At 68.6% G+C, this 18,982-nt stretch carries 17 protein-coding genes, 3 pseudogenes and 1 riboswitch; of the genes and pseudogenes, 8 read left to right on the top strand and 12 right to left on the bottom strand.

The window, feature by feature from the left end:
- From AB0L56_RS12560 to AB0L56_RS12535, 6 genes are all read right to left on the bottom strand, one after another.
- Nucleotides 1-960 (bottom strand): ABC transporter permease, encoded by a 960-nt coding sequence (locus AB0L56_RS12560; protein WP_361024913.1) that lies wholly within the window; start codon nucleotides 958-960, stop codon nucleotides 1-3.
- Nucleotide 961: 1 nt separating this feature from the next.
- Nucleotides 962-1,966 (bottom strand): ABC transporter permease, encoded by a 1,005-nt coding sequence (locus AB0L56_RS12555; RefSeq protein WP_365422187.1) that lies wholly within the window; start codon nucleotides 1,964-1,966, stop codon nucleotides 962-964.
- A gap of 113 nt (nucleotides 1,967-2,079) precedes the next feature.
- Entirely contained in the window at nucleotides 2,080-3,750 is a 1,671-nt protein-coding gene (locus tag AB0L56_RS12550; protein WP_365422184.1) for an ABC transporter substrate-binding protein, read from the bottom strand.
- 411 nt (nucleotides 3,751-4,161) lie between these two features.
- Nucleotides 4,162-4,950: an enhanced serine sensitivity protein SseB C-terminal domain-containing protein gene (locus AB0L56_RS12545; protein ID WP_361024924.1), complete on the bottom strand. Its 789-nt coding sequence runs from the start codon at nucleotides 4,948-4,950 to the stop codon at nucleotides 4,162-4,164.
- Nucleotides 4,951-5,058: 108 nt separating this feature from the next.
- Nucleotides 5,059-5,838 (bottom strand): enhanced serine sensitivity protein SseB, encoded by a 780-nt coding sequence (locus tag AB0L56_RS12540; protein ID WP_365422180.1) that lies wholly within the window; start codon nucleotides 5,836-5,838, stop codon nucleotides 5,059-5,061.
- 53 nt (nucleotides 5,839-5,891) lie between these two features.
- Nucleotides 5,892-6,566: an AAA family ATPase gene (locus AB0L56_RS12535; protein WP_365422177.1), complete on the bottom strand. Its 675-nt coding sequence runs from the start codon at nucleotides 6,564-6,566 to the stop codon at nucleotides 5,892-5,894.
- A gap of 214 nt (nucleotides 6,567-6,780) precedes the next feature.
- Nucleotides 6,781-6,881, top strand: a riboswitch (glycine riboswitch).
- Nucleotides 6,882-7,081: 200 nt separating this feature from the next.
- Between AB0L56_RS12535 and gcvT the strand changes: the two genes are divergently transcribed.
- The 4 genes from gcvT (at nucleotide 7,082) to AB0L56_RS12515 (ending at nucleotide 11,504) form a co-directional block, all read left to right on the top strand.
- A complete protein-coding gene (gcvT, locus tag AB0L56_RS12530; protein WP_365422174.1) occupies nucleotides 7,082-8,200 on the top strand; it encodes a glycine cleavage system aminomethyltransferase GcvT in 1,119 nt (372 codons plus the stop codon).
- Nucleotides 8,201-8,338: 138 nt separating this feature from the next.
- Entirely contained in the window at nucleotides 8,339-8,716 is a 378-nt protein-coding gene (gene gcvH, locus AB0L56_RS12525; RefSeq protein WP_361025032.1) for a glycine cleavage system protein GcvH, read from the top strand.
- A 14-nt stretch (nucleotides 8,717-8,730) separates the two neighbouring features.
- Nucleotides 8,731-9,990, top strand: coding sequence for a serine hydroxymethyltransferase (gene glyA / locus AB0L56_RS12520; RefSeq protein ID WP_365422171.1), 1,260 nt, complete (start codon nucleotides 8,731-8,733; stop codon nucleotides 9,988-9,990).
- A gap of 146 nt (nucleotides 9,991-10,136) precedes the next feature.
- A complete protein-coding gene (locus AB0L56_RS12515) occupies nucleotides 10,137-11,504 on the top strand; it encodes an L-serine ammonia-lyase (protein WP_365422169.1) in 1,368 nt (455 codons plus the stop codon).
- A gap of 42 nt (nucleotides 11,505-11,546) precedes the next feature.
- Here AB0L56_RS12515 and AB0L56_RS12510 read toward each other — a convergent pair whose 3' ends face one another.
- Entirely contained in the window at nucleotides 11,547-11,678 is a 132-nt protein-coding gene (locus AB0L56_RS12510; RefSeq protein WP_365422166.1) for a hypothetical protein, read from the bottom strand.
- Between the two features lie 204 nt (nucleotides 11,679-11,882).
- Nucleotides 11,883-12,295: pseudogene (locus tag AB0L56_RS12505) on the bottom strand (transposase); the annotation flags it as partial.
- Between the two features lie 310 nt (nucleotides 12,296-12,605).
- Here AB0L56_RS12505 and AB0L56_RS12500 point away from each other — a divergent pair.
- The 3 genes from AB0L56_RS12500 (at nucleotide 12,606) to AB0L56_RS12490 (ending at nucleotide 15,521) form a co-directional block, all read left to right on the top strand.
- Nucleotides 12,606-13,370: a hypothetical protein gene (locus tag AB0L56_RS12500; protein ID WP_365422163.1), complete on the top strand. Its 765-nt coding sequence runs from the start codon at nucleotides 12,606-12,608 to the stop codon at nucleotides 13,368-13,370.
- 1,207 nt (nucleotides 13,371-14,577) lie between these two features.
- Entirely contained in the window at nucleotides 14,578-14,772 is a 195-nt protein-coding gene (locus tag AB0L56_RS12495; RefSeq protein ID WP_365422161.1) for a hypothetical protein, read from the top strand.
- Between the two features lie 191 nt (nucleotides 14,773-14,963).
- Entirely contained in the window at nucleotides 14,964-15,521 is a 558-nt protein-coding gene (locus AB0L56_RS12490) for a glycoside hydrolase family 25 protein (protein ID WP_365422158.1), read from the top strand.
- Between the two features lie 52 nt (nucleotides 15,522-15,573).
- Here the strand turns inward: AB0L56_RS12490 and AB0L56_RS12485 are convergent, their stop codons facing one another.
- The 4 genes and pseudogenes from AB0L56_RS12485 to AB0L56_RS12470 all read right to left on the bottom strand — a co-directional run bounded on the left by AB0L56_RS12485 (nucleotide 15,574) and on the right by AB0L56_RS12470 (nucleotide 18,136).
- The gene (locus AB0L56_RS12485; protein WP_361024945.1) at nucleotides 15,574-15,786 is read right to left on the bottom strand and encodes an EF-hand domain-containing protein; all 213 of its coding nucleotides are present in this window, start codon (nucleotides 15,784-15,786) and stop codon (nucleotides 15,574-15,576) included.
- A 49-nt stretch (nucleotides 15,787-15,835) separates the two neighbouring features.
- Nucleotides 15,836-16,096: pseudogene (locus AB0L56_RS12480) on the bottom strand (MerR family transcriptional regulator); the annotation flags it as partial.
- Nucleotides 16,097-16,131: 35 nt separating this feature from the next.
- On the bottom strand, nucleotides 16,132-17,328 hold the full coding sequence (locus tag AB0L56_RS12475; RefSeq protein ID WP_365422155.1) for an RNA-guided endonuclease TnpB family protein: 1,197 nt from the start codon (nucleotides 17,326-17,328) through the stop codon (nucleotides 16,132-16,134).
- A gap of 10 nt (nucleotides 17,329-17,338) precedes the next feature.
- Nucleotides 17,339-18,136, bottom strand: coding sequence for a MerR family transcriptional regulator (locus tag AB0L56_RS12470; protein ID WP_365422152.1), 798 nt, complete (start codon nucleotides 18,134-18,136; stop codon nucleotides 17,339-17,341).
- Between the two features lie 50 nt (nucleotides 18,137-18,186).
- Here AB0L56_RS12470 and AB0L56_RS12465 point away from each other — a divergent pair.
- Nucleotides 18,187-18,842, top strand: a pseudogene (locus AB0L56_RS12465) (GNAT family N-acetyltransferase).
- The last annotated feature ends 140 nt before the right edge of the window (nucleotides 18,843-18,982 follow it).

Below are 18,982 nucleotides of genomic sequence, written 5' to 3'. Positions count from 1 at the left end.
TCAGCCCCTCAGCTTCGGGTCGAGGGCTTCCCGCATGGCCTCGCCGAGGAGGGTGAAGCCGAGGGCGGTGATGATGATGCCGACGGCGGGGTAGACCGCCATCATCGGCGCGTTGTCGAAGAAGCGCTGCGCCTGGGTGAGCATGACGCCCCACTCGGGGATGGCCGGATCGGGGTTGCCGAGGCCCAGGTAGGACAGGGCGGCCGCCTCGATGATCGCGGTGGCCAGGGAGAGCGTGGCCTGCACGATCACCGGGCTGAGCGAGTTGGGCACGATCTGCGAGAGCACGATGCGCCGCTTGCGCACACCGAGGGACTTGGCGGCGAGCACGTAGTCCGCGCTGCCCTGGGCCAGCATGGAGCCGCGCAGCAGCCGGGCGAACACCGGGATCTGCACCACACCCACGGCGATCATCACGGTGGTCAGGGACTGGCCCATGACGGCGGCGATGGACACGGCCAGCAGTAGCGAGGGCATCGCCAGCATGATGTCGATGAAGCGCATGATGACGGAGTCCACGCGCTTTCCGGTGTCGCCGCCAAGGGTGGCGAAGGCACCGGCGAGGCCGCCGATCACGAAGCCGATGACCAGACCGATCATCGTGGCGACGACACCGACGAGCAGCGTCTGGCGGGCGCCGACGAGGATGCGGGAGAACATGTCCCGGCCGAGATGGTCGAGCCCGAACCAGTTCTCGGCGCGCATGCCGACAAACTCGCCCCGGTTGGGGAAGACCTCGCCGCGCCAGGTCTGGGCGGTCGGAGCGTACGGGGCCAGGAAGGGCCCGACGATCGAGAGGAGGACGAACAGGGCGATGATGACCGCACCGACGATCGCCATCTTGCTGTGCTTGAGGCGTCGGAACGCCTCCCGCCACAGGCTGGCTCCGGTGCTGGTCTCCTTGACTGCGGCCAGTTCGGCGAGGCGCTGGATCTTGTCTGTCTTGGTGGCGACACTCATGTCAGTGCACCCGCACTCTCGGGTCGATGAGGCTGTACGCGAGGTCCACCAGCAGGTTGATCAGGACGTATATCAGCGCGATGAACATGATGAACCCGACGAGCACGGGGTAGTCACGGCCGTCGATCGCGGTCCGGATGAAGGAACCGATGCCTCCGAAGGTGAACACCGACTCGGTGAGGACCGCCCCTGACAGCAGCGAGCCCGTGAGCAGGCCGACCGAGGTCACCACGGGAAGCAGGGCGTTGCGCAGCACATGCCGGTTGCGGACGACGCTCCGCTTGAGGCCCTTGGCCTCGGCGGTGCGGACGTAGTCCTCGTCCTGCACCTCGAGGATGCTGGCGCGGGTCATGCGCACGATCACCGCCAGCGGGATGGTCGCCAGTGCGATGGCCGGCAGGATCAAGTGGGTGATCGCGTTCCAGGAGGCGTCGAACTCCCCGGTGAGGATGCCGTCGAGGACGGCGAAGCCGGTGACCTTGGTGGCGTCGATGCCGGTGTCCAGGCGTCCGTAGCTGGGGAAGATCCCCATGTTGACGGCGAAGACGCCCTTGAGGATCTGCGCAAGGAAGAAGACCGGGATGCAGATGCCGATGAGCGAGCCCGAGACCGCGCCGACATCGAGCCAGCCACCGCGCTTGCGGGCCGCGAAGTAGCCCAGCGGAATACCGACCGCCACGGCGATGAGGATCGCGGTGAGGGACAGCTCCACGGTCGCGGGGAACCGCAGGACGAACTCGTCCCACACCGGCTGGCCGGTCTGGGTGGACGTGCCCAGGTCGAGTTCGAAGATGCGCTTGAGGAAGCGCCAGTACTGGACGTAGACGGGCTGGTCGAGCCCGAGCGCACGGTTGATGCGCGCCACTTCGGCCTCGGTGGCCTTTTCCCCCAGGATCGCTGAGGCGGGTCCACCGGGCAGCCGGTCGAGCCAGAGGAAGAGCAGAACCGACAGACCGAGCAGCGTGGGTATGAGCTGGAGCAGTCTTCGTACGACGAGACGCAGCACCCCGCATGCCCCTTTCTTGCGTGGTTTCCTACATGAATGGACCCGCCCGGCCGCCGAGTTGCGGCGGCCGGGCGGAACCCCCCGTTTTTGTTCACCTGCCGATCAGGCGCCTGCTACTTGAAGCTGGCCTCGGCGAACACTTCCTGCGTCAGCGGGGAGACGTTCGGCGGGTTCACGTTCTTGGCGAACGCGATGGCCGGCGGGGAGGAGGAGATCGGGACACCCGGCAGGTAGTCCATGATGACCTCGTTGGCCTTCTCGTAGGCGGCGATGCGCTCGTCGGCCTTGCCGAGCTTCGAGCCGGCGTTCACGGCCTCGAAGACCTTCTTGTCCTTGAAGCCCCACTGCTTGTCGTACTCGGCGAACCAGGTGCCGATGAAGTTGTAGCCGTCGTTGAAGTCACCGGTCCAGCCGAGCATGTGCAGGGCGCAGGAGCCTGCCTCGGTGGCGTCCAGGTAGTCCGGGGCCCACTTCATGGCCTTGGGCTTGACCGTGATGCCGGCCTTCTCGAGATCGGCCTTCATCAGCTCGAACAGGTCCTGCGGGGCAGGCATGTACGGGCGGGTGACCTCGGTCGGGTAGCAGAACTCGATCTCGAGCTTCTCCTCACCGGCCTTCTTGAGGAGGTCCTTGGCCTTGGCGGTGTCGAACGGGTACTTCGTGACGTTCTTGGAGTAGCCCGCGATCGTGTCCGGCATGAACTGGTCGGCGACCTTGCCGCCCTCGGGCAGCTGGGTCTTGACCAGGTTCTCCTTGTCGATCGCCTGCGCGATCGCCTGGCGGACTTCCTTCTTCTTGAGGGCCTTGTTGGCGTTCTGGCTCATGCCCACGTAGAAGAGGTTGAAGACGCCACGGGTCGGGACGACGTAGCCCTGGTCCTCGAGGGTCTTGACGTCGGCCGGGGCGACGAGGTCGTAGCCGTCGATGTCACCGGCCTGGAGCGCCTGGCGGCGGCCCTCTTCGGTGTCGATGGTGCGGAAGACCAGGTTCTTGATCTTCGCCTTCTCGCCCCAGTAGTCGTCGAAGCGCTCAAGGGTGACTTCCTTGTTGCCCTTGTTCCACTTCGTGATCTTGTACGGGCCGGTACCGGCGACCGTACCGGCCTCCTGGCTGTACTTGGGGTACGTGATGGCGTCGCCCTTGGCGGTCGCGTCCTGCTTCTTGTACTCCTCGATGGCCTTCGGGGAGTGAATGGCGAGGGCGTTGAGGGAGAAGCCGCCGGGGAGGTTGGCGGAGGGCTTCTTGACCTCGATGACGGCGGTGTTCTCGTCCTTCGCGGTGCAGGACTTGTAGTTCGCCTCGGGCGTCTCCTTGTCCTCGTTCTTCGCGAAGCCGCCCATGACGGTCTGCCAGTAGTAGGAGACCGCGCTGGACTGGTAGGTGCCCGTCCAGTTGAACCAGTGGTCGTAGTTGGCGCAGACGGCCGCCGCGTTGAACGCCTCGCCGTCGTGGAACTTCACGCCCTTGCGGAGGTTGAAGGTCCAGACGGTGCCCTTGTCGTTGCTCGACCAGGTCTCGGCGAGGCCGCCGACCAGCTTGGTGCCGCCGGACTCGTGCTCGAGCAGGGCCTCGAACGCCTGACGCGTCACACGGAAGGTTTCGCCGTCACTCGCGAGGGCAGGGTCCAGGGAACCCGGGTCACCGGCACCGGCGAAGACGAAGGTGTCCTTCCCGCCGTCGCTCTTGTTGTCACTGTCCCGCTCGCTGGAGCAGCCCGTGGCAATCAGACCGACCGCCACCGCGGCCGTGATCGCCCGAGCGACTCGGGACTTGGGTATGCGCATATTGGGGCCACTCCGGGTCCGCTACGTGGATGCATTTGACCGGCCGAACACTACAGACGTTCGCAGTCAGTCAGGAACAGTCCGGATAGCGGTGATACCTACCTGAGATCTGAACACTTGACATATGGGATGGTTCAGGCACCCCGGCGTCGACTTTTGACCCACCGGACACAAAAAACGGCGCTCGAAGGGCCGTTCGGATGGCGTCTTACGGGGTGAAGAAGGGGTGAAACCGCAGGTGACGCGAGGTCAACGGGTCGTCGCTCCCCGCACCTGGCCGGAAATCTGACGGAAATCAGCGGCGGCCACACCGGCCCGTCCTCGTCGGCGGTCATGTCCAGGTCGTGGACACGGTGACGCTGAGTCGGCGTGAGCCGTAGAACGGTGGGGGTGACCCCCGGATCCTGCCGGTCAGCGGTGCTGGGCGGGCGGGTAGCCGTACCCCGTGGCGGGCGGCTGGACCGCGCCGTGCGCCTCCCGGTCGTAGAAGGGGCGGGCGTTGACGCGCAGCCACATCGCGACCGGGTCGTGCTCGTCGGACATCGCGACGGTCGACACGGGCAGCCCGTCCGGGACCGCGCCCAGCGACTGCTGCATCATCGCGCGCACCGCGTCCACGGCGGGCGGGGAGGTGTCGTACACGTCCAGGCCGATGGCGAGGTACGGGGCGCCCAGCGCGGGCTGCACCCAGGCGCGGCGCAGGGCGCGGACGGCCGGGGTGCGGTGGGCGTTCTGCGCGAGGAGGGCGTAGAACTGGGGGATCTCGATGGCCGGTTCGGACAGCCGCAGCGGTCCGGCGGGCTGGCGGTCCAGTCCGCCGGCGATCCGGCGCAGGTCCAGCCAGGGGATGCCGACACCGCCGCCCGGCGCGTGCGGATTGAGCCAGAGTCCGTACCGGTCGGGGAAGAGCGCGCGGGCCACTTCGAGGCCGTCGACCACCTCGTACGACCGGTTCCAGCCGCTGGCCGACAGCTCCTGGGCCGAGGTGACGCAGGGCGCGTAGCCGAAGCCGTCGACGTCCATGTTCCCGTACTGGGCGTCCGGGGAGCCGGCCTGACCGTGCCACAGCAGCATCCAGACCTGGCCGGTCGAAGGGTTCGCGAGAGCGCGCAGCAACGCCTCGTAGGCGTCGTAACGCCCGGGCGTCACCTGGCGCAGCATGTGCTCGACCTGCCCGGCCGCCGCGGTGCCAGCGCTCACTTTGTATCGCCCCTCCGTAACACACCTCACCAGCGAACGAACCTAGCTTAAGCCGACGGCCTCCGGCGGTCTGCGTTCAGTACGCGGCAGGGCGCGCGTCCCGGAGGGTCACGGGTGGCGCTGGTAGAAGGGGGTGACCCGGGTGCGCATCCAGTCCGCCACCGGGTCCTGGGCCAGGTCCATGAGGATCAGGTTGACCGGCCAGCGGGCCGGGGTGCGGCCCAGGGCCCGGCCCAGGGCGTCCAGTGGGAGGGCGCGGGCGTCGCCCTCCGCGTGGGCGAGTTCCACGCCGATGAACAGGACCGGGTCCGCGGTCTCGATCGCGGCCAGGCAGCGGCGGGCGGTCGTCACGACGCCGATGGCGTCGAACTCCTCGGAGGCGGCGCCGAGGAAGTCCACCGGGTCGTCCTGCCAGTCGGGCTCGAACAGCCGGACCCGGCCGCCGCTCGCCGGGCCGTCCAGCGGGCCGCGTCCGGCCCGGCACAGTTCGGCCACGGCGCCCGGCGGCAGCGGCGCGGAGACCACGCCACCGGGGTTCACCGCGATCCCCGCCTGCGGCGGCAGACCGCGGGCGAACTCCACGGCGGGGGCGATCGTGTACGACATGTGGGAGCCGACGACCTGCCGGAACTGTTCCTCCGAGCTGAAGACGGGGACGTAGGCCTGGCCGTCGAGTTCCATGGTGGGCAGGTCCAGCGGGCCGCTGTGCGGGCCGCCGCCGTTCGGCAGCGGGACCCAGACGAAGCTGCGGCCCAGCACCTCGATGATCCTCGCTCCCGCGGAGGGAACGCCGAGGGAGGCGGAGAGCACCTCCTCCAGTTCGTTACCGGGCCATCCGCCGTGCGGATGGGGGTGCGTCCGGTCCGAGTATTCCGCCGGGAAGTCCATCGTTCGCCTACCGCCTGCCTGGAACCACTGCTGTGGCTGAAAAGGCTATCGGGTCATGCCGCGAAGCCGATCCGGTCCAACGCGTCCACCGCGTCCCGGTCGATGAGCACCGCCGAGCCGCAGCCCTCCGGTACCCGGCCGCGCTGCACCGCGCGCAACAGCCGGTCGCTCGCCGCGCGGTGGCGCCGGAAGGCGTACCGGGAGACTCCGCGGCCGCGCTCGCGCTGGCCGGCCAGGGCCTGCTGCGGGGTGACGTCGAGCAGCAGCAGATGCAGGCTCGCACCGCGGCGCCGGGCCTCGCGGGCCAGCCAGCGCCGTACCCAGGCCTGCGTGCCGCAGTCGTGGACGACGAGCGGGCCGCCGGCGCGCAGGGCGCGGCGCAGCCCGGCGTAGTGGGCGAGGCGGACCAGCGGGCGGTATACGGCGTACGGCAGGTAGCGCGGCATGCGGCGGTCCCAGCGGTCGCGGGTGAGCTGGGAGTCGACGCGGGCGCCGCGCACCGTACGCCGCATCAGCGTGGATTTGCCGCTGCCGGGCAGTCCGGTGACCACGACGAGGTCGCGGGGTCCGAAGAGCAGCGCGCGCGGGCTGCGGCCGGCGCGTGCCCGCAGATCGCGGACGACGGGCGACGGCAGCGCGCCGCGTGCCCGGCGGGTCCGGGCAGCCGGCTGCGCCGGCAGTGCGGCGCCGGTAGTGGTGGCGCACGCCGTGGTCCTGTTCACCGTCATGGTCCTCCCATGGGGCCGGGCACATGTCCCGTCCCCGCCGAGTGTAAAGAGAAGGTAATGCCAGGTGCTCTCGTTTCCGTGCCTTTCGTGAAACAGGCCTGTCACAGCTCCCTGTGACCGCGCCCGCACATCCTGTGCATACCAGGGAAGGGTCCCCCTGCCGGACCCCGGCGATGCGTGCAATGATGTGCGCGCCAACTGCATACCGGCCGTTTGAATCCGCGCGGGAGAGTCCCCGGCACCGTGTGCCGCCGGGGCGCCGAAGGAGCAAGTCCCTCCCTTGAATCTCTCAGGCACCGTTACCGCGTGGGCGAGGCACATCTGAAAAGCGGGCCGCCGCAGCCGTGCTCCAGCGACCCCACCCAAGGTGCAAGCCGTGACGCCGCCCCGGTGCGGGCGATCATGGCGAACCTCTCAGGTTCCGATGACAGATGGGGAGGAAATGTCCTCGCCTTCTCCCACGCTCGCATGAACTCGCGCGGGAGGGACCCCCATCGCCTCTGGGAGACCGACCGATGAGCAGTACCGAACCCCGCCGGACCGCGCTCGATGCCCTGCATCGTTCGCTCGGCGCGACGATGACCGACTTCGCCGGCTGGGAGATGCCGCTGCGCTACGGCTCCGAGCGCGACGAGCACAACGCCGTGCGCACCCGGGCCGGCCTGTTCGACCTCTCGCACATGGGCGAGATCACCGTCGCCGGACCGGGGGCCGCCGCCCTCCTCGACCACGCCCTGGTGGGCAACATCGGGGGCGTGAAGCCCGGCCGCGCCCGCTACACCATGATCTGCCGCGAGGACGGCGGCATCCTGGACGATCTGATCGTCTACCGGCTCGGCGAGACGGAGTTCATGGTGGTCGCCAACGCCTCCAACGCCCAGACGGTGCTCGACGCGCTCGTCGAGCGCTCGGCCGGTTTCGACGCCGAGGTCCGCGACGACCGCGACGCGTACGCGCTGCTCGCCGTGCAGGGCCCCGAGTCCCCGGCGATCCTCGCGTCGCTCACCGACGCCGATCTGGACGGCCTGAAGTACTACGCCGGTCTGCCCGCTGCGGTCGCCGGTGTCCCCGCGCTCATCGCCCGCACCGGCTACACCGGTGAGGACGGCTTCGAACTGTTCGTGAAGCCGGAGCACGCGGTGGAGCTGTGGCAGGCGCTGACCAAGGCCGGCGAGGGCGCGGGTCTGGTCCCATGCGGGCTGTCCTGCCGCGACACGCTCCGCCTGGAGGCGGGCATGCCGCTGTACGGCAACGAGCTGAGCACCGACCTCACGCCCTTCGACGCCGGTCTCGGCCGGGTGGTGAAGTTCGAGAAGGAGGGCGACTTCGTGGGCCGCGCCGCCCTGACGGAGGCCGCCGAGCGCGCCGCCACGCAGCCGCCCCGCGTGCTGGTCGGCCTGGTCGCCGAGGGCCGCCGGGTGCCGCGCTCCGGATACGCGGTCGTGGCCGGCGGCGAGGTGATCGGCCAGGTCACCTCCGGCGCCCCCTCCCCCACGCTGGGCAAGCCGATCGCGATGGCGTACGTCGACGCGGCGCACGCGGCGCCGGGCACGGAGGGCGTCGGCGTGGACATCCGCGGCAGCCACGAGCCGTACGAGGTCGTGGCGCTGCCGTTCTACAAGCGGCAGAAGTGACACCGTCGTAGGCAGCCTCCGGGCGGCCCCGCGCGCGCCCGAGCCGGCGTCGGCGTACCCGCTCACAGCGCTTTCCGCTGTCCCCACCGTCATCAGCAGTCCCCCGCGTACAGGAGAATTCAGGCCATGAGCAACCCCGTGAGCAACCCCCAGCATCTGCGGTACAGCAAGGAGCACGAGTGGCTGACGCCCGCCGAGGACGGCGTGTCGACGGTCGGCATCACCGAGCACGCGGCCAACGCGCTCGGCGACGTGGTGTTCGTCCAGCTCCCCGAGGTCGGTGACACCGTGACCGCGGGCGAGACCTGCGGCGAGCTGGAGTCGACCAAGTCGGTCAGCGACCTCTACTGCCCGGTCAGCGGCGAGGTCACCGAGGTCAACGAGGACGTCGTGAACGACCCGTCGCTGGTGAACTCCGCCCCCTTCGGGGAGGGCTGGCTGTTCAAGGTGCGCGTCACCGACGAGCCGGCCGACCTGCTGACCGCCGCCGAGTACCACGCCCACATCGCGGGCTGAGGAGCCGTAGCCGCATGTCGCTTCTGAACACGTCCCTGCACGCGCTCGACCCGGCGGTGGCCGCCGCGGTCGACGCCGAGCTGCACCGTCAGCAGTCCACCCTCGAGATGATCGCCTCGGAGAACTTCGCCCCGGTCGCGGTCATGGAGGCCCAGGGCTCGGTCCTGACCAACAAGTACGCCGAGGGCTACCCGGGCCGCCGGTACTACGGCGGCTGCGAGCACGTCGACGTGATCGAGCAGATCGCCATCGACCGGGTGAAGGAGCTCTTCGGCGCCGAGCACGCCAACGTGCAGCCGCACTCGGGCGCGCAGGCCAACGCGGCCGCGATGTTCGCGCTGCTGAAGCCCGGTGACACGATCATGGGCCTGAACCTCGCGCACGGCGGGCACCTGACCCACGGGATGAAGATCAACTTCTCCGGCAAGCTCTACGACGTCGTCGCCTACCACGTCGGCGACGACGGCCAGGTCGACATGGCCGAGGTCGAGCGGCTCGCCAAGGAGAGCAAGCCGAAGCTGATCGTCGCCGGCTGGTCGGCGTACCCGCGTCAGCTGGACTTCGCCGCGTTCCGCCGGATCGCGGACGAGGTCGGCGCGTACCTCATGGTCGACATGGCCCATTTCGCCGGTCTGGTGGCCGCGGGCCTGCACCCGAACCCGGTCCCGCACGCACACGTCGTGACGACCACGACCCACAAGACCCTCGGCGGCCCGCGCGGCGGTGTGATCCTCTCCACCGCCGAACTGGCCAAGAAGATCAACTCCGCGGTGTTCCCCGGTCAGCAGGGCGGTCCGCTGGAGCATGTGGTCGCCGCCAAGGCGGTCGCGTTCAAGGTGTGCGCCTCGGAGGAGTTCAAGGAGCGCCAGCGCCGTACCCTGGAGGGCGCCCGCATTCTGGCCGAGCGCCTGATCAAGGACGATGTCAGGGCCGTGGGCGTGGATGTGCTGTCCGGCGGCACGGACGTGCACCTGGTCCTGGTCGACCTGCGGAACTCCGAGCTGGACGGCCAGCAGGCCGAGGACCGGCTGCACGAGGTCGGCATCACCGTCAACCGCAACGCGATCCCGAACGACCCGCGCCCGCCGATGGTCACCTCGGGCCTGCGGATCGGCACTCCCGCCCTCGCCACCCGCGGTTTCACGGCCGATGACTTCACCGAGGTCGCGGACGTGATCGCGGAGGCGCTCAAGCCGTCCTACGACGTCGAGGCGCTCCGGGCCCGGGTGACGGCACTCGCCGAGAAGCACCCGCTGTACCCCGGTCTGACGTAATTTTCTTCCGCATTTCTTCTGTTTCGCACGCTTTTCTTTTGTACGGATATCCGGGGCATCGCGCACACTGAGCCGGTGAGCGCGGTGCCCCGCATCATGAACCACAGGCGGACAGCGTCGTCCGCCGAACCCTGAGGAGTCCTCCCGTGGCCATCTCGGTCTTCGATCTGTTCTCGATCGGCATCGGCCCGTCCAGCTCGCACACGGTCGGCCCGATGCGGGCGGCCCGGATGTTCGCCCGGCGGCTGCGCAACGAGGACCTGCTGGACTCGGTGGCCTCGGTGCGGGCGGAGCTGTACGGCTCGCTGGGCGCCACCGGGCACGGCCACGGCACGCCCAAGGCGGTGCTGCTCGGCCTGGAGGGCGACTCGCCGCGCACGGTGGACGTGGAGTCGGCCGACGAGCGGGTGGAGAAGATCAAGGACGGCGGCCGGATCCGGCTGCTCGGCGAGCACGAGATCGCGTTCTCCTTCGACGACGACATGCTGCTGCACCGCCGCAAGGCGCTCCCCTACCACGCCAACGGGATGACGCTGTGGGCATATGACGCGTCCGGCGCGGAGGTCCTGAGCAGGACGTACTACTCGGTGGGCGGCGGTTTCGTCGTCGACGAGGAGGCGGTGGGCGCGGACCGCATCAAGCTCGACGACACCGTCCTGAAGTACCCCTTCCGCACGGGCGACGAGCTGCTGCGCCTCACCCGGGAGACCGGTCTGTCGATCTCCGCCCTGATGCTGGAGAACGAGCGCGCCTGGCGGTCCGAGGAGGAGATCCGCGAGGGTCTGCTGGAGATCTGGCGCGTGATGCGGGCCTGCGTCGACCGCGGCATGTCCCGTGAGGGCCTCCTGCCGGGCGGTCTGAAGGTCCGCCGCCGTGCCGCGAACACCGCCCGCAAGCTGCGCTCGGAGGGCGATCCACAGGCCCTCGCCATGGAGTGGATCACCCTCTACGCGATGGCCGTGAACGAGGAGAACGCGGCCGGCGGCCGGGTCGTCACGGCGCCCACCAACGGCGCGGCGGGCATCATCCCGGCCGTCCTGCACTACTACATGAACTTCGTGCCCGGCGCCGACGAGGAGGGCGTGGTCCGCTTCCTGCTGGCGGCCGGGGCGATCGGCATGCTGTTCAAGGAGAACGCCTCCATCTCCGGCGCCGAGGTGGGCTGCCAGGGCGAGGTGGGCTCGGCCTGCTCCATGGCCGCGGGGGCCCTCGCCGAGGTGATGGGCGGCTCGCCGGAGCAGGTGGAGAACGCGGCCGAGATCGGCATGGAGCACAACCTGGGTCTGACCTGCGACCCGGTGGGCGGCCTGGTGCAGATCCCGTGCATCGAGCGCAACGGCATGGCCGCCGTCAAGGCGGTCACGGCGGCTCGCATGGCCCTGCGCGGCGACGGCTCCCACAAGGTCTCCCTGGACAAGGTCATCAAGACGATGAAGGACACCGGCGCGGACATGTCGGTCAAGTACAAGGAAACGGCCCGGGGCGGGCTGGCGGTGAACATCATCGAGTGCTAGGCGGATGGGCCCCTTAACAGGCGTTTGCATCTTTCAGCGCTGTCAGCCTTCCTTGCTTACGCGGCGGAAACCCTGGAAACGCCCTGGGGTAGAGGTGAAATTCCCTGAAAAGTCCCGCTCGGCCACGGCCAGCTCGGCCTGGATGCGTTCGGCTTCCTCCCGCAGCTCGTCCACCAGACGGCGAGCACCCGGCTCCCGCGCTTGCAGCAGCTCAAACCACCGATGGCATCCGCGACCCCCACAGCAGCAGCGACGACATGACGGGTCGTCACTCTCACCCAACCGCCGCCCCTATGCCCACCAGCGAAAACACGATCCTCACGTCCGGAATGACAACAGCTTCTCAGCTTGTTGTTTGACCTGGTTTGGCAACGTCAAGTACGGCCAGGCAGGGACGAACTGGTCGCTGGAGCGCCCGCTGCGGCCATAGACATGACAGAACAGGCGGTCCGCGCTGCATGGGGCGTGGGGCCGCAGCCAGTTGGCCATGTCGACCGCGAGGGTGAGCCGGTTGTCGGCGGGCTTGGGCTGCGGCAGTACCGCCAGGGCCCGCCGCAGCCCCGCCACGTCGATACGGCCGCAGTTCAGCGCGTCGTACAACGCTCCGTGACCGCGGCGGTGCTCGGCCAGCAGCGTCAGATCCACCGGCGACACGAACAGCCCGTTCTCGCGCAGGATCGCGTCGCACAACTCGAACAGGTGTCACCGCGCCGGGCCAGGCACGGGTAGAAGTCCTCCCGGAAGTGTGACGCGAAGTCGCACGCGTCCCGCCGGGCGTCGTCATGCAGCAGGCTCACCCCTGCGGCTTCCGTATGAATCTGGTTCCGTGGCGGAACGCGGGATCATGCGAAGGCCGTCCCCCTGGCGGTTCCCGAGGTCGGACCGTAAAGAACAAGCTCAGTCCCCATACCCAAGTCATAGAGCCCGCAGCTAACTTGACGCTAAGCTTGCGGGCCTTGCCGCGAGACGAGGAGACCTGGGATGACTGCCGGCCCGGAGACCACGCCATCTCCTGGAGCAGGGCCCGACGATGGGGACCACACCCCACGGCCATCACTGCGAGAGCGTTACAGGGCGCTGGACTCAGCCCATAAGGTGGCTGTGATCGGGCTCGCCGGGGCGATGCTCGCTGCAATGATCGGCGGGTTCTTCACTCTGGCCAACACTGTCCTAGCTGACGCCCTTGCGGACGACACGCCCGACCCTTCGGCTTCACCCTCAAAAAGCGCTGCTGGTTCTGACACGGCACGTCCCGCCGCACCAGCCGTCACGTATGACTGGCATGCACCATGCGCCCGCCGCTACCTGAAGCAGTCCGTGGAGCAGGTCGACCCCACTCAGGTGCCACCGGGTGAACCAGAGGAGGACGAGCCGGTAGTCGCTGACGACGCCTGGCTGGACATCTCGGTGGAGAACAGGAACAAGGCCGAGCTGCAGCTCACTGAGCTCCGGATCGAGGAGATCGACAGGAGCGCCACACCCCGCACAGGCATCCTTCTGCGACCCGGCATCGGCTGCGCCGAGGGAACCGCGCAGTTTGCATGGGATGTGGCCCTGGACGAACAGAAGCCGACGCTCTCTCCAAAGGACATGGCAGTCGGGGTGGATGGGGCCGTAAACCGGATTTCACTGCCGTACACCGTTAGCCACTCACATAGCGAGACATTCCGGCTGTACTTCAATAGCGAGGGCTGTTCGTGCCGGTTCCGCGTGGTGCTGGAATGGACGTACGGCGGAGAGCCGACCGAACCAAGCGAGTTTCCGGACGATGGAAAGCGGTTTCACGTCGTCCCGCGCGGCGACCTCCCAGGCTACCGCCTGGAACGATCCGCCGACGGACAGCTCTCCCTGGAGCCGGAGAGCTGAAGCCCACCGCCCCGTCCTAGCGCACCACACGTCGACCACGACGGCGCCCAGGCCAGCCGGTCTACCAGTCGGCAGTCCCTTACCAGTGGCACCGCCCCCGCTGTCTGGTGCAGGATCGCTGCCCTGGCTGCCCTGGCTGCCCAGGCCAGGATGCTCTGCCCTCGCATGGACAGCCCGAGCCGGTTCCAGTGGAAGATCACGTGGTAGCTGAGCACCTGCCGCAGCCCGCGGTCGAGAGTTCCGTCCTGGACGCCTTCGGCGAGAGCTTGACCGGTGCTGCGGAGGGTGGCGGCCCACTCTGCGACAGGCTCCAGCGGACCACCGGAGCGCAGCGGGACGTTGCTGTCGGCGAGAAGCAGGGGGTCGGATCTCCCTGGTGCTCGGGCGTTGAGCCGCTCCACCGGAAAGTCGCTGACGGCCGAGCGGTGCTCCGTCGTGATGACGCACTCCCAGACATCCGCCTGGCACTGGCTCGCCACAGCGAAGACGGACACCAGGCGTGGGGAGTTCGAAGATCCGGCGAGACGGTGACATGTGCCTCACCGAGTACATCGTCGACCACTGGTGGCCGAGTCGAACCGACCAGCCCTCGACTGAGGGACCCATGCGCAGCCCCATCTGGAACGACGTCATTCCGCCTCCTGGGCGAACTCCCTCTCCGAGAGATCGACGCCTCGGCGCTGCGCTCGTTCGCGGCTGCTCTGCCCACCCACGTTTCGAGGGCTCGACGGCAGAAGTGACCGGGCACCTCTCGTCCATCCTCAGCAGCGCGTTCGACGACAAGCGGCTGTTGAGGAATCGCATCAAGGAGCACCGCAGTCAAGCCTCCGCGGCGTACGGAGAAGAAGGCCAGGGCCTGGAGCCGGTCCGTCGTCGACGCGGCCCGCCGCGGCCTCCAGGACCGCTACTGGTTCGCAGTCGACCTCGGACTCGGACTCGACCTGCGCCAGGGAGAAGCCTTCGGCCCGGGGTAAGAGGACTTCGACTTGGAGGCCGGTGTCGTATACGTCCGGCGTCAGCTCAGGTGGGACACCAGGGGAAGGCCGTACTTCTGCCTCCCCAAGGGAGGCAACCCGAACCTCGCTGCCCGAGCCCGTCACCACTTCCGGCGTTTCCCGTCCACGGCGTGTACGTTGCCCTGGCGGAATCGGGAGCCCCGGGCCAACGCACTCGAAGCTCGACAGCGGGCGCCCATCACCGTGCGCTGGTGCTAATGACCTCGCACGGCAACCGCATCTACTACCGGACGTGGAATGACCAGAGCTGGAAGTCCGCCCTGGCGGCGGCCGGCCTCATCACGGCTGTGGGTGAGAAGGTCCGCCGGAACGGCGGCCGCATCCGGCGGGTTCCGGTCTACGCGGCGCAACGCGAGGACATGTCCATGTGTTCCCGGAACACGTAGCCAGCGTGCAACTGGAGGCCGCCGAATCAGTCGTGAGCCTGTCCACGTGGCTCGGGCACTCCTCGCCAAAACGGCCCGGGGCGGGCTGGCGGTGAACATCATCGAGTGCTGAACGGCGTTCCGCGTCAGCATGGTTGAAGCGGGGAATAAGACAACTCCCGTTCCCCCACGGCAATACACGGGAGACCCGCATGCTGCGTGGCATCGACGTGAGCTCGTACCAGTCCTCCTCGTACGACACGGACGGCCTGTCCTTCGTCTTCGTCAAGGCGACGGAGGGCCGCTCGTATGTGAACCCCAAGCTCAGCGCCCAGACCAGGACCGGCAGGGAGGCCGGTCTGGTGGTCGGGTTCTATCACTTCCTCTGGCCGGGACATGTCACCGCACAGGCCGAGTACTTCGTGAGCAAGGCCCCGGAGAAGCGGGGCGACATCCTCGCGGTCGACTGGGAGACGACGGGCGAGGGCTCGCATGCGAGCAACTCCGAGAAGGACCGCTTCCTCCGCAAGGTGAAGGAGCTGCGGCCGAACAACAGAGTTGTTCTGTATTGCAACAGGAATTTCTGGCTCAACGTCGATACGACGTCCTACGCCGGTGACGGCCTCTGGATCGCCGACTACGTCAGCGCCGGGAAGCCCCGTATTCAGGCGAAGTGGCGCTTCCACCAGTACACCGACGACCCGCTGGACAAGAACGTCGCGGACTTCTCCAGCAAGTCGGCGCTGCGACAGTGGGCCGAGGCCGCCTGAAGCCGGGCAATGGCGCGCCCCGGTGACGGTCCCCGGCCGGACTGTGGTTCACCTACTTGTTCAGGTGCGCCCAGAACTCGTCGAACGACAGGACCTTGTCGCCGTCCAGGTCGCGGGACTTGATCAGGGCCTCCGCGACCGCCTCGGTGACGTTCCAGTCCCCGCCCTGCGCCAGCGCGGTCTTGAACTCGGCAGCGGTGACGAACCCGTCCCCGTCCGTATCGATCCGCTCGAACTGCTTGCGCGCTTCCTCGATGTCCGCCACCGGTCCGCCCCTCATCTCGTGCTTTGCCGTCTTGCTGACGCCGGTCAGATTATCGGGCCGCCTGAGACCCCAGTGCGGCGACCACCCACCCGAACTCCTCCGCGTACGAGGACGGGGGCTCCAGACCGTTCACGATCGCGGACAACTCGCGGTAGCGGGCGAGGCGTACGTCGGCCGCGGACGCGAGGCGCTCCCGTACGGCGGCCGGGTCGGCCTCGCCGATCAGCTCGCGCAGCACGGCGCCGGCACGCGGGGAGCCGGGGGCGACGCCGTCCTTGAGAGCACCGCCCGCGAGTTGGATCAGACGGCTCTTGACATCCTCCCCTCCCTGAAGGGAGGGGATTCCTACGGCTCGCGCCGTGGGGTTTTCTGCTTCATCGCCGACTGCCCGCTCGGAGAACTCCGTTGAGGTCTTACACCAGCTCCACAGACAGACACCGCCAGTCCGGCGGCCAAAAGGTTCTTCGCTGCGTTCACGTCCCGGTCGTGGGTCGCCCCGCAGTCGCACGTCCAGGTGCGGACGCTCAGCGGCATCTTGTCCTGCAAGGTGCCGCAGGCGGAGCACAGCTTGGACGAGGGGAACCAGCGGTCGACCGCGATCACTTCGCGCCCGTACCACTGGGCCTTGTACTCCAGCATGCTCCGGAAGTCGGCCCACGCCGCGTCGGAGATGGCGCGGGCCAGTTTGCCGTTCTTCAGCATGTTCCGAACGGTGAGGTCCTCGATCACGATCGTTTGGTTTTCACGAACGAGCCGAGTGGTCAGCTTGTGCAGGTTGTCCCGGCGCCGGTCGGTAATCCGGGCGTAGACCTTGGCGGCCTTCTGGCGGGCCTTGCGGCGGTTGGCGCCGTCACCCTTGGCCTTGCGGGCAAGCTGCCGCTGGGCCTTGGCGAGACGGGCACGGTCGCGGCGCTCGTGCCGGGGGTTGGAGATCTTCTCGCCGGTCGAGAGCGTCAGGAGGTGGTCGAGTCCGACGTCTACGCCGACGGCCGTATCGGTGACCGGAAGCGGCTGAACCGTCGGGTCCTCGACCAGCATGGACACGTACCAGCGTCCGGCCGCGTCCTGCGACACGGTCGCCGTGGACGGCGACGCACCCTCGGGCAGCGGACGGGACCACACGATGTCGATTGGCTCCGCCATCTTCGCCAGGGTCAGCTTCCCGTCCCGGAACCGGAACGCGCTGGTGGTGTACTCCGCCGACTTCCGCGACTTCTTCCGCGACTTGAAGCGCGGGTACTTCGCGCGCTTGCCGAAGAAGTTGGTGAACGCCACTTGGAGGTGCCGGAGGGCCTGTTGCAGAGGGACGGAGGAGACCTCGTTGAGGTACGCGAGCTCCTCGGTCTTCTTCCAGACGGTCAGCATCGCCGACGTCTGGTTGTAGTTCACCCGCTCCTGCCGCCTCCACGCTTCCGTGCGCGCCGCGAGAGCCAAGTTGTAGACCTTCCGCACACACCCGAACGTGCGCGACAGCTCGGCTGCCTGCACATCGGTCGGATAGAAGCGGTACTTGAAAGCCCGCTTCACGTGAGTGGTCTTCACGGCTCACACACTACCGCATCAGCTTGTGACAGAGCAGGCAGTCGGGGTATACGCCGGTCCGCCCTGGCGTCGAACCGGCTTTTCCTGCCCTGCTCCGCAGGAGCTTCGTTTCCTCCCCGGCCTGAAGGCCGGGGTATCCACGAAGGAGAGCCCCGATGAACCACAGGGAACTGCCGGCGGGGACGTCCGGCCCCCGGTCCGCCGCGTTGAACTCGATCATCTTGCGCATCGTGGCCCGGAATTCCGGGTCCTGGATGAGCTCGGCCAGCTCCACCCACGCGTCCACCTGTGCGGGGGTGGGGTCGTCGGGCAGGTCAGCGGCGGCGAAGCGCAGGCGTTGGCGGATGTCGGGGTCCGCCGTGCCAATGCCCTCGAAGACCTCCGCCATGAAGTCGTCCAGGATGCGCCGGCGCTCAGCAGCGGACAGTCGGGCCAGTTTGTTCATGAGTGTCATCTCCTCGACGGTCGAGCCACGTCGTGCCACGGTGGACAGCACCGCGCGGGTCACCTTCAGGGCCCGGATCTGCGCCTCCAGCGCGGCCACATGCGCCGCCGCGACCTCCCCGACCGTCGTCTCGCCGGTCAGCACCCGGCGTACGTCGGCGAGACCGAGGCCCAGCTCGCGCAGGGTACGGACCAGTTCCAGACGGGCGACGGAGCCGGCGTCGTAGAGCCGGTAGCCGCCCGTGGAACGGGCCACCGGCGGCAGGGCGCCCTCGTCGGACCAGTAGCGGATGGTGCGTACGGACAGGCCGGTGGCACGGGCGAGTTCGCCGATGGTGAGAAGTCCGGTGCCGTCTTCGATCATGTCTGCGAGTCTGGGCCTTCCAGTGGGTGGAGACTCAAGGAGGCGGCTCGGTGGCGGACAGTCTGCGGGAGATTCTCGATGCGGCGGCGCGCGGTGTCTTTCCGGCGGCGGACGGGGGTACGACGGTGGTGCCCCAGCCGTCCGCGCGGGATGCGGGGGTGCTGGCGTTCACCGCGCACTCCGTCGTCTTCACCGACGAGGACCCGGCGTGGGTGCGGCGGGCGCTGGCCGCTGTCGACTGCGATGCCTTGGCCGCCAGTATGAACGCGCGGTTTCTGGCCGCCTTTATGGAGCGCACGGGGCGGCGGACGGACACGATCGATGTCATGGCGGTGGCGGCTCCGCTGGTGGATGTTCCGTCGGTTGGCCTGGAGGAGATCGTGATGCCGGGCATCCGCGGGTGGTGAGTGCCCGGCGGCGGCGGGATGGCGTGCGGGTGTGGGTGGCGGAGGGGGGTGGGGGCGTGGTGGTGCTGGGGCGTGGTGTGGCGGGGCGGCTGGAGGTCGCGGTGGAGATTGCGGAGGGGGCGCGGTGTCGGGGGGTGGGGCGGCGGTTGGCGTTGGCGGCGCGGGGGCTGGCGGGGCGGTTGGCGGGGGGTGAGGCGGTCTGGGCGCAGATTTCTCCGGGGAATGCTCGGAGTTTGCGGGCGTTTCAGGCGGCGGGGTATCGGGTGGTGGGGGCGGAGGCGTTGCTTCTGCCGGGGTGATGTGCGGGCGGTTCTGCGGGGGGCGCGTGGTCACCCGGCCCCCGGTTTACAAGCGCTGTTCGCGTGGCTCGCCGGGGGGCGTTTCAGGCGCTGCTCGCTTTGAGGTGCCGCTGCGCCCACCCTCCCCCACTCTCGGCTTC

This window comes from Streptomyces sp. NPDC052079, from assembly GCF_040680275.1.
In the GTDB taxonomy this organism is placed as follows: Bacteria; Actinomycetota; Actinomycetes; order Streptomycetales; family Streptomycetaceae; genus Streptomyces.
Note: the sequence above shows the minus strand (reverse complement) of the source record. Positions and strands in the feature narration are given on the sequence as shown.

Excerpts from the sequence above, each read along its gene's own strand:
- AB0L56_RS12560 (WP_361024913.1), bottom strand. The coding sequence starts at position 960 with ATGAGTGTCGCCACCAAGACAGACAAGATCCAGCGCCTCGCCGAACTG.
- AB0L56_RS12550 (WP_365422184.1), bottom strand. The coding sequence starts at position 3,750 with ATGCGCATACCCAAGTCCCGAGTCGCTCGGGCGATCACGGCCGCGGTG.
- AB0L56_RS12540 (WP_365422180.1), bottom strand. The coding sequence starts at position 5,838 with ATGGACTTCCCGGCGGAATACTCGGACCGGACGCACCCCCATCCGCAC.
- AB0L56_RS12535 (WP_365422177.1), bottom strand. The coding sequence starts at position 6,566 with ATGACGGTGAACAGGACCACGGCGTGCGCCACCACTACCGGCGCCGCA.
- gcvT (WP_365422174.1), top strand. The coding sequence starts at position 7,082 with ATGAGCAGTACCGAACCCCGCCGGACCGCGCTCGATGCCCTGCATCGT.
- glyA (WP_365422171.1), top strand. The coding sequence starts at position 8,731 with ATGTCGCTTCTGAACACGTCCCTGCACGCGCTCGACCCGGCGGTGGCC.
- AB0L56_RS12490 (WP_365422158.1), top strand. The coding sequence starts at position 14,964 with ATGCTGCGTGGCATCGACGTGAGCTCGTACCAGTCCTCCTCGTACGAC.
- AB0L56_RS12470 (WP_365422152.1), bottom strand. The coding sequence starts at position 18,136 with ATGATCGAAGACGGCACCGGACTTCTCACCATCGGCGAACTCGCCCGT.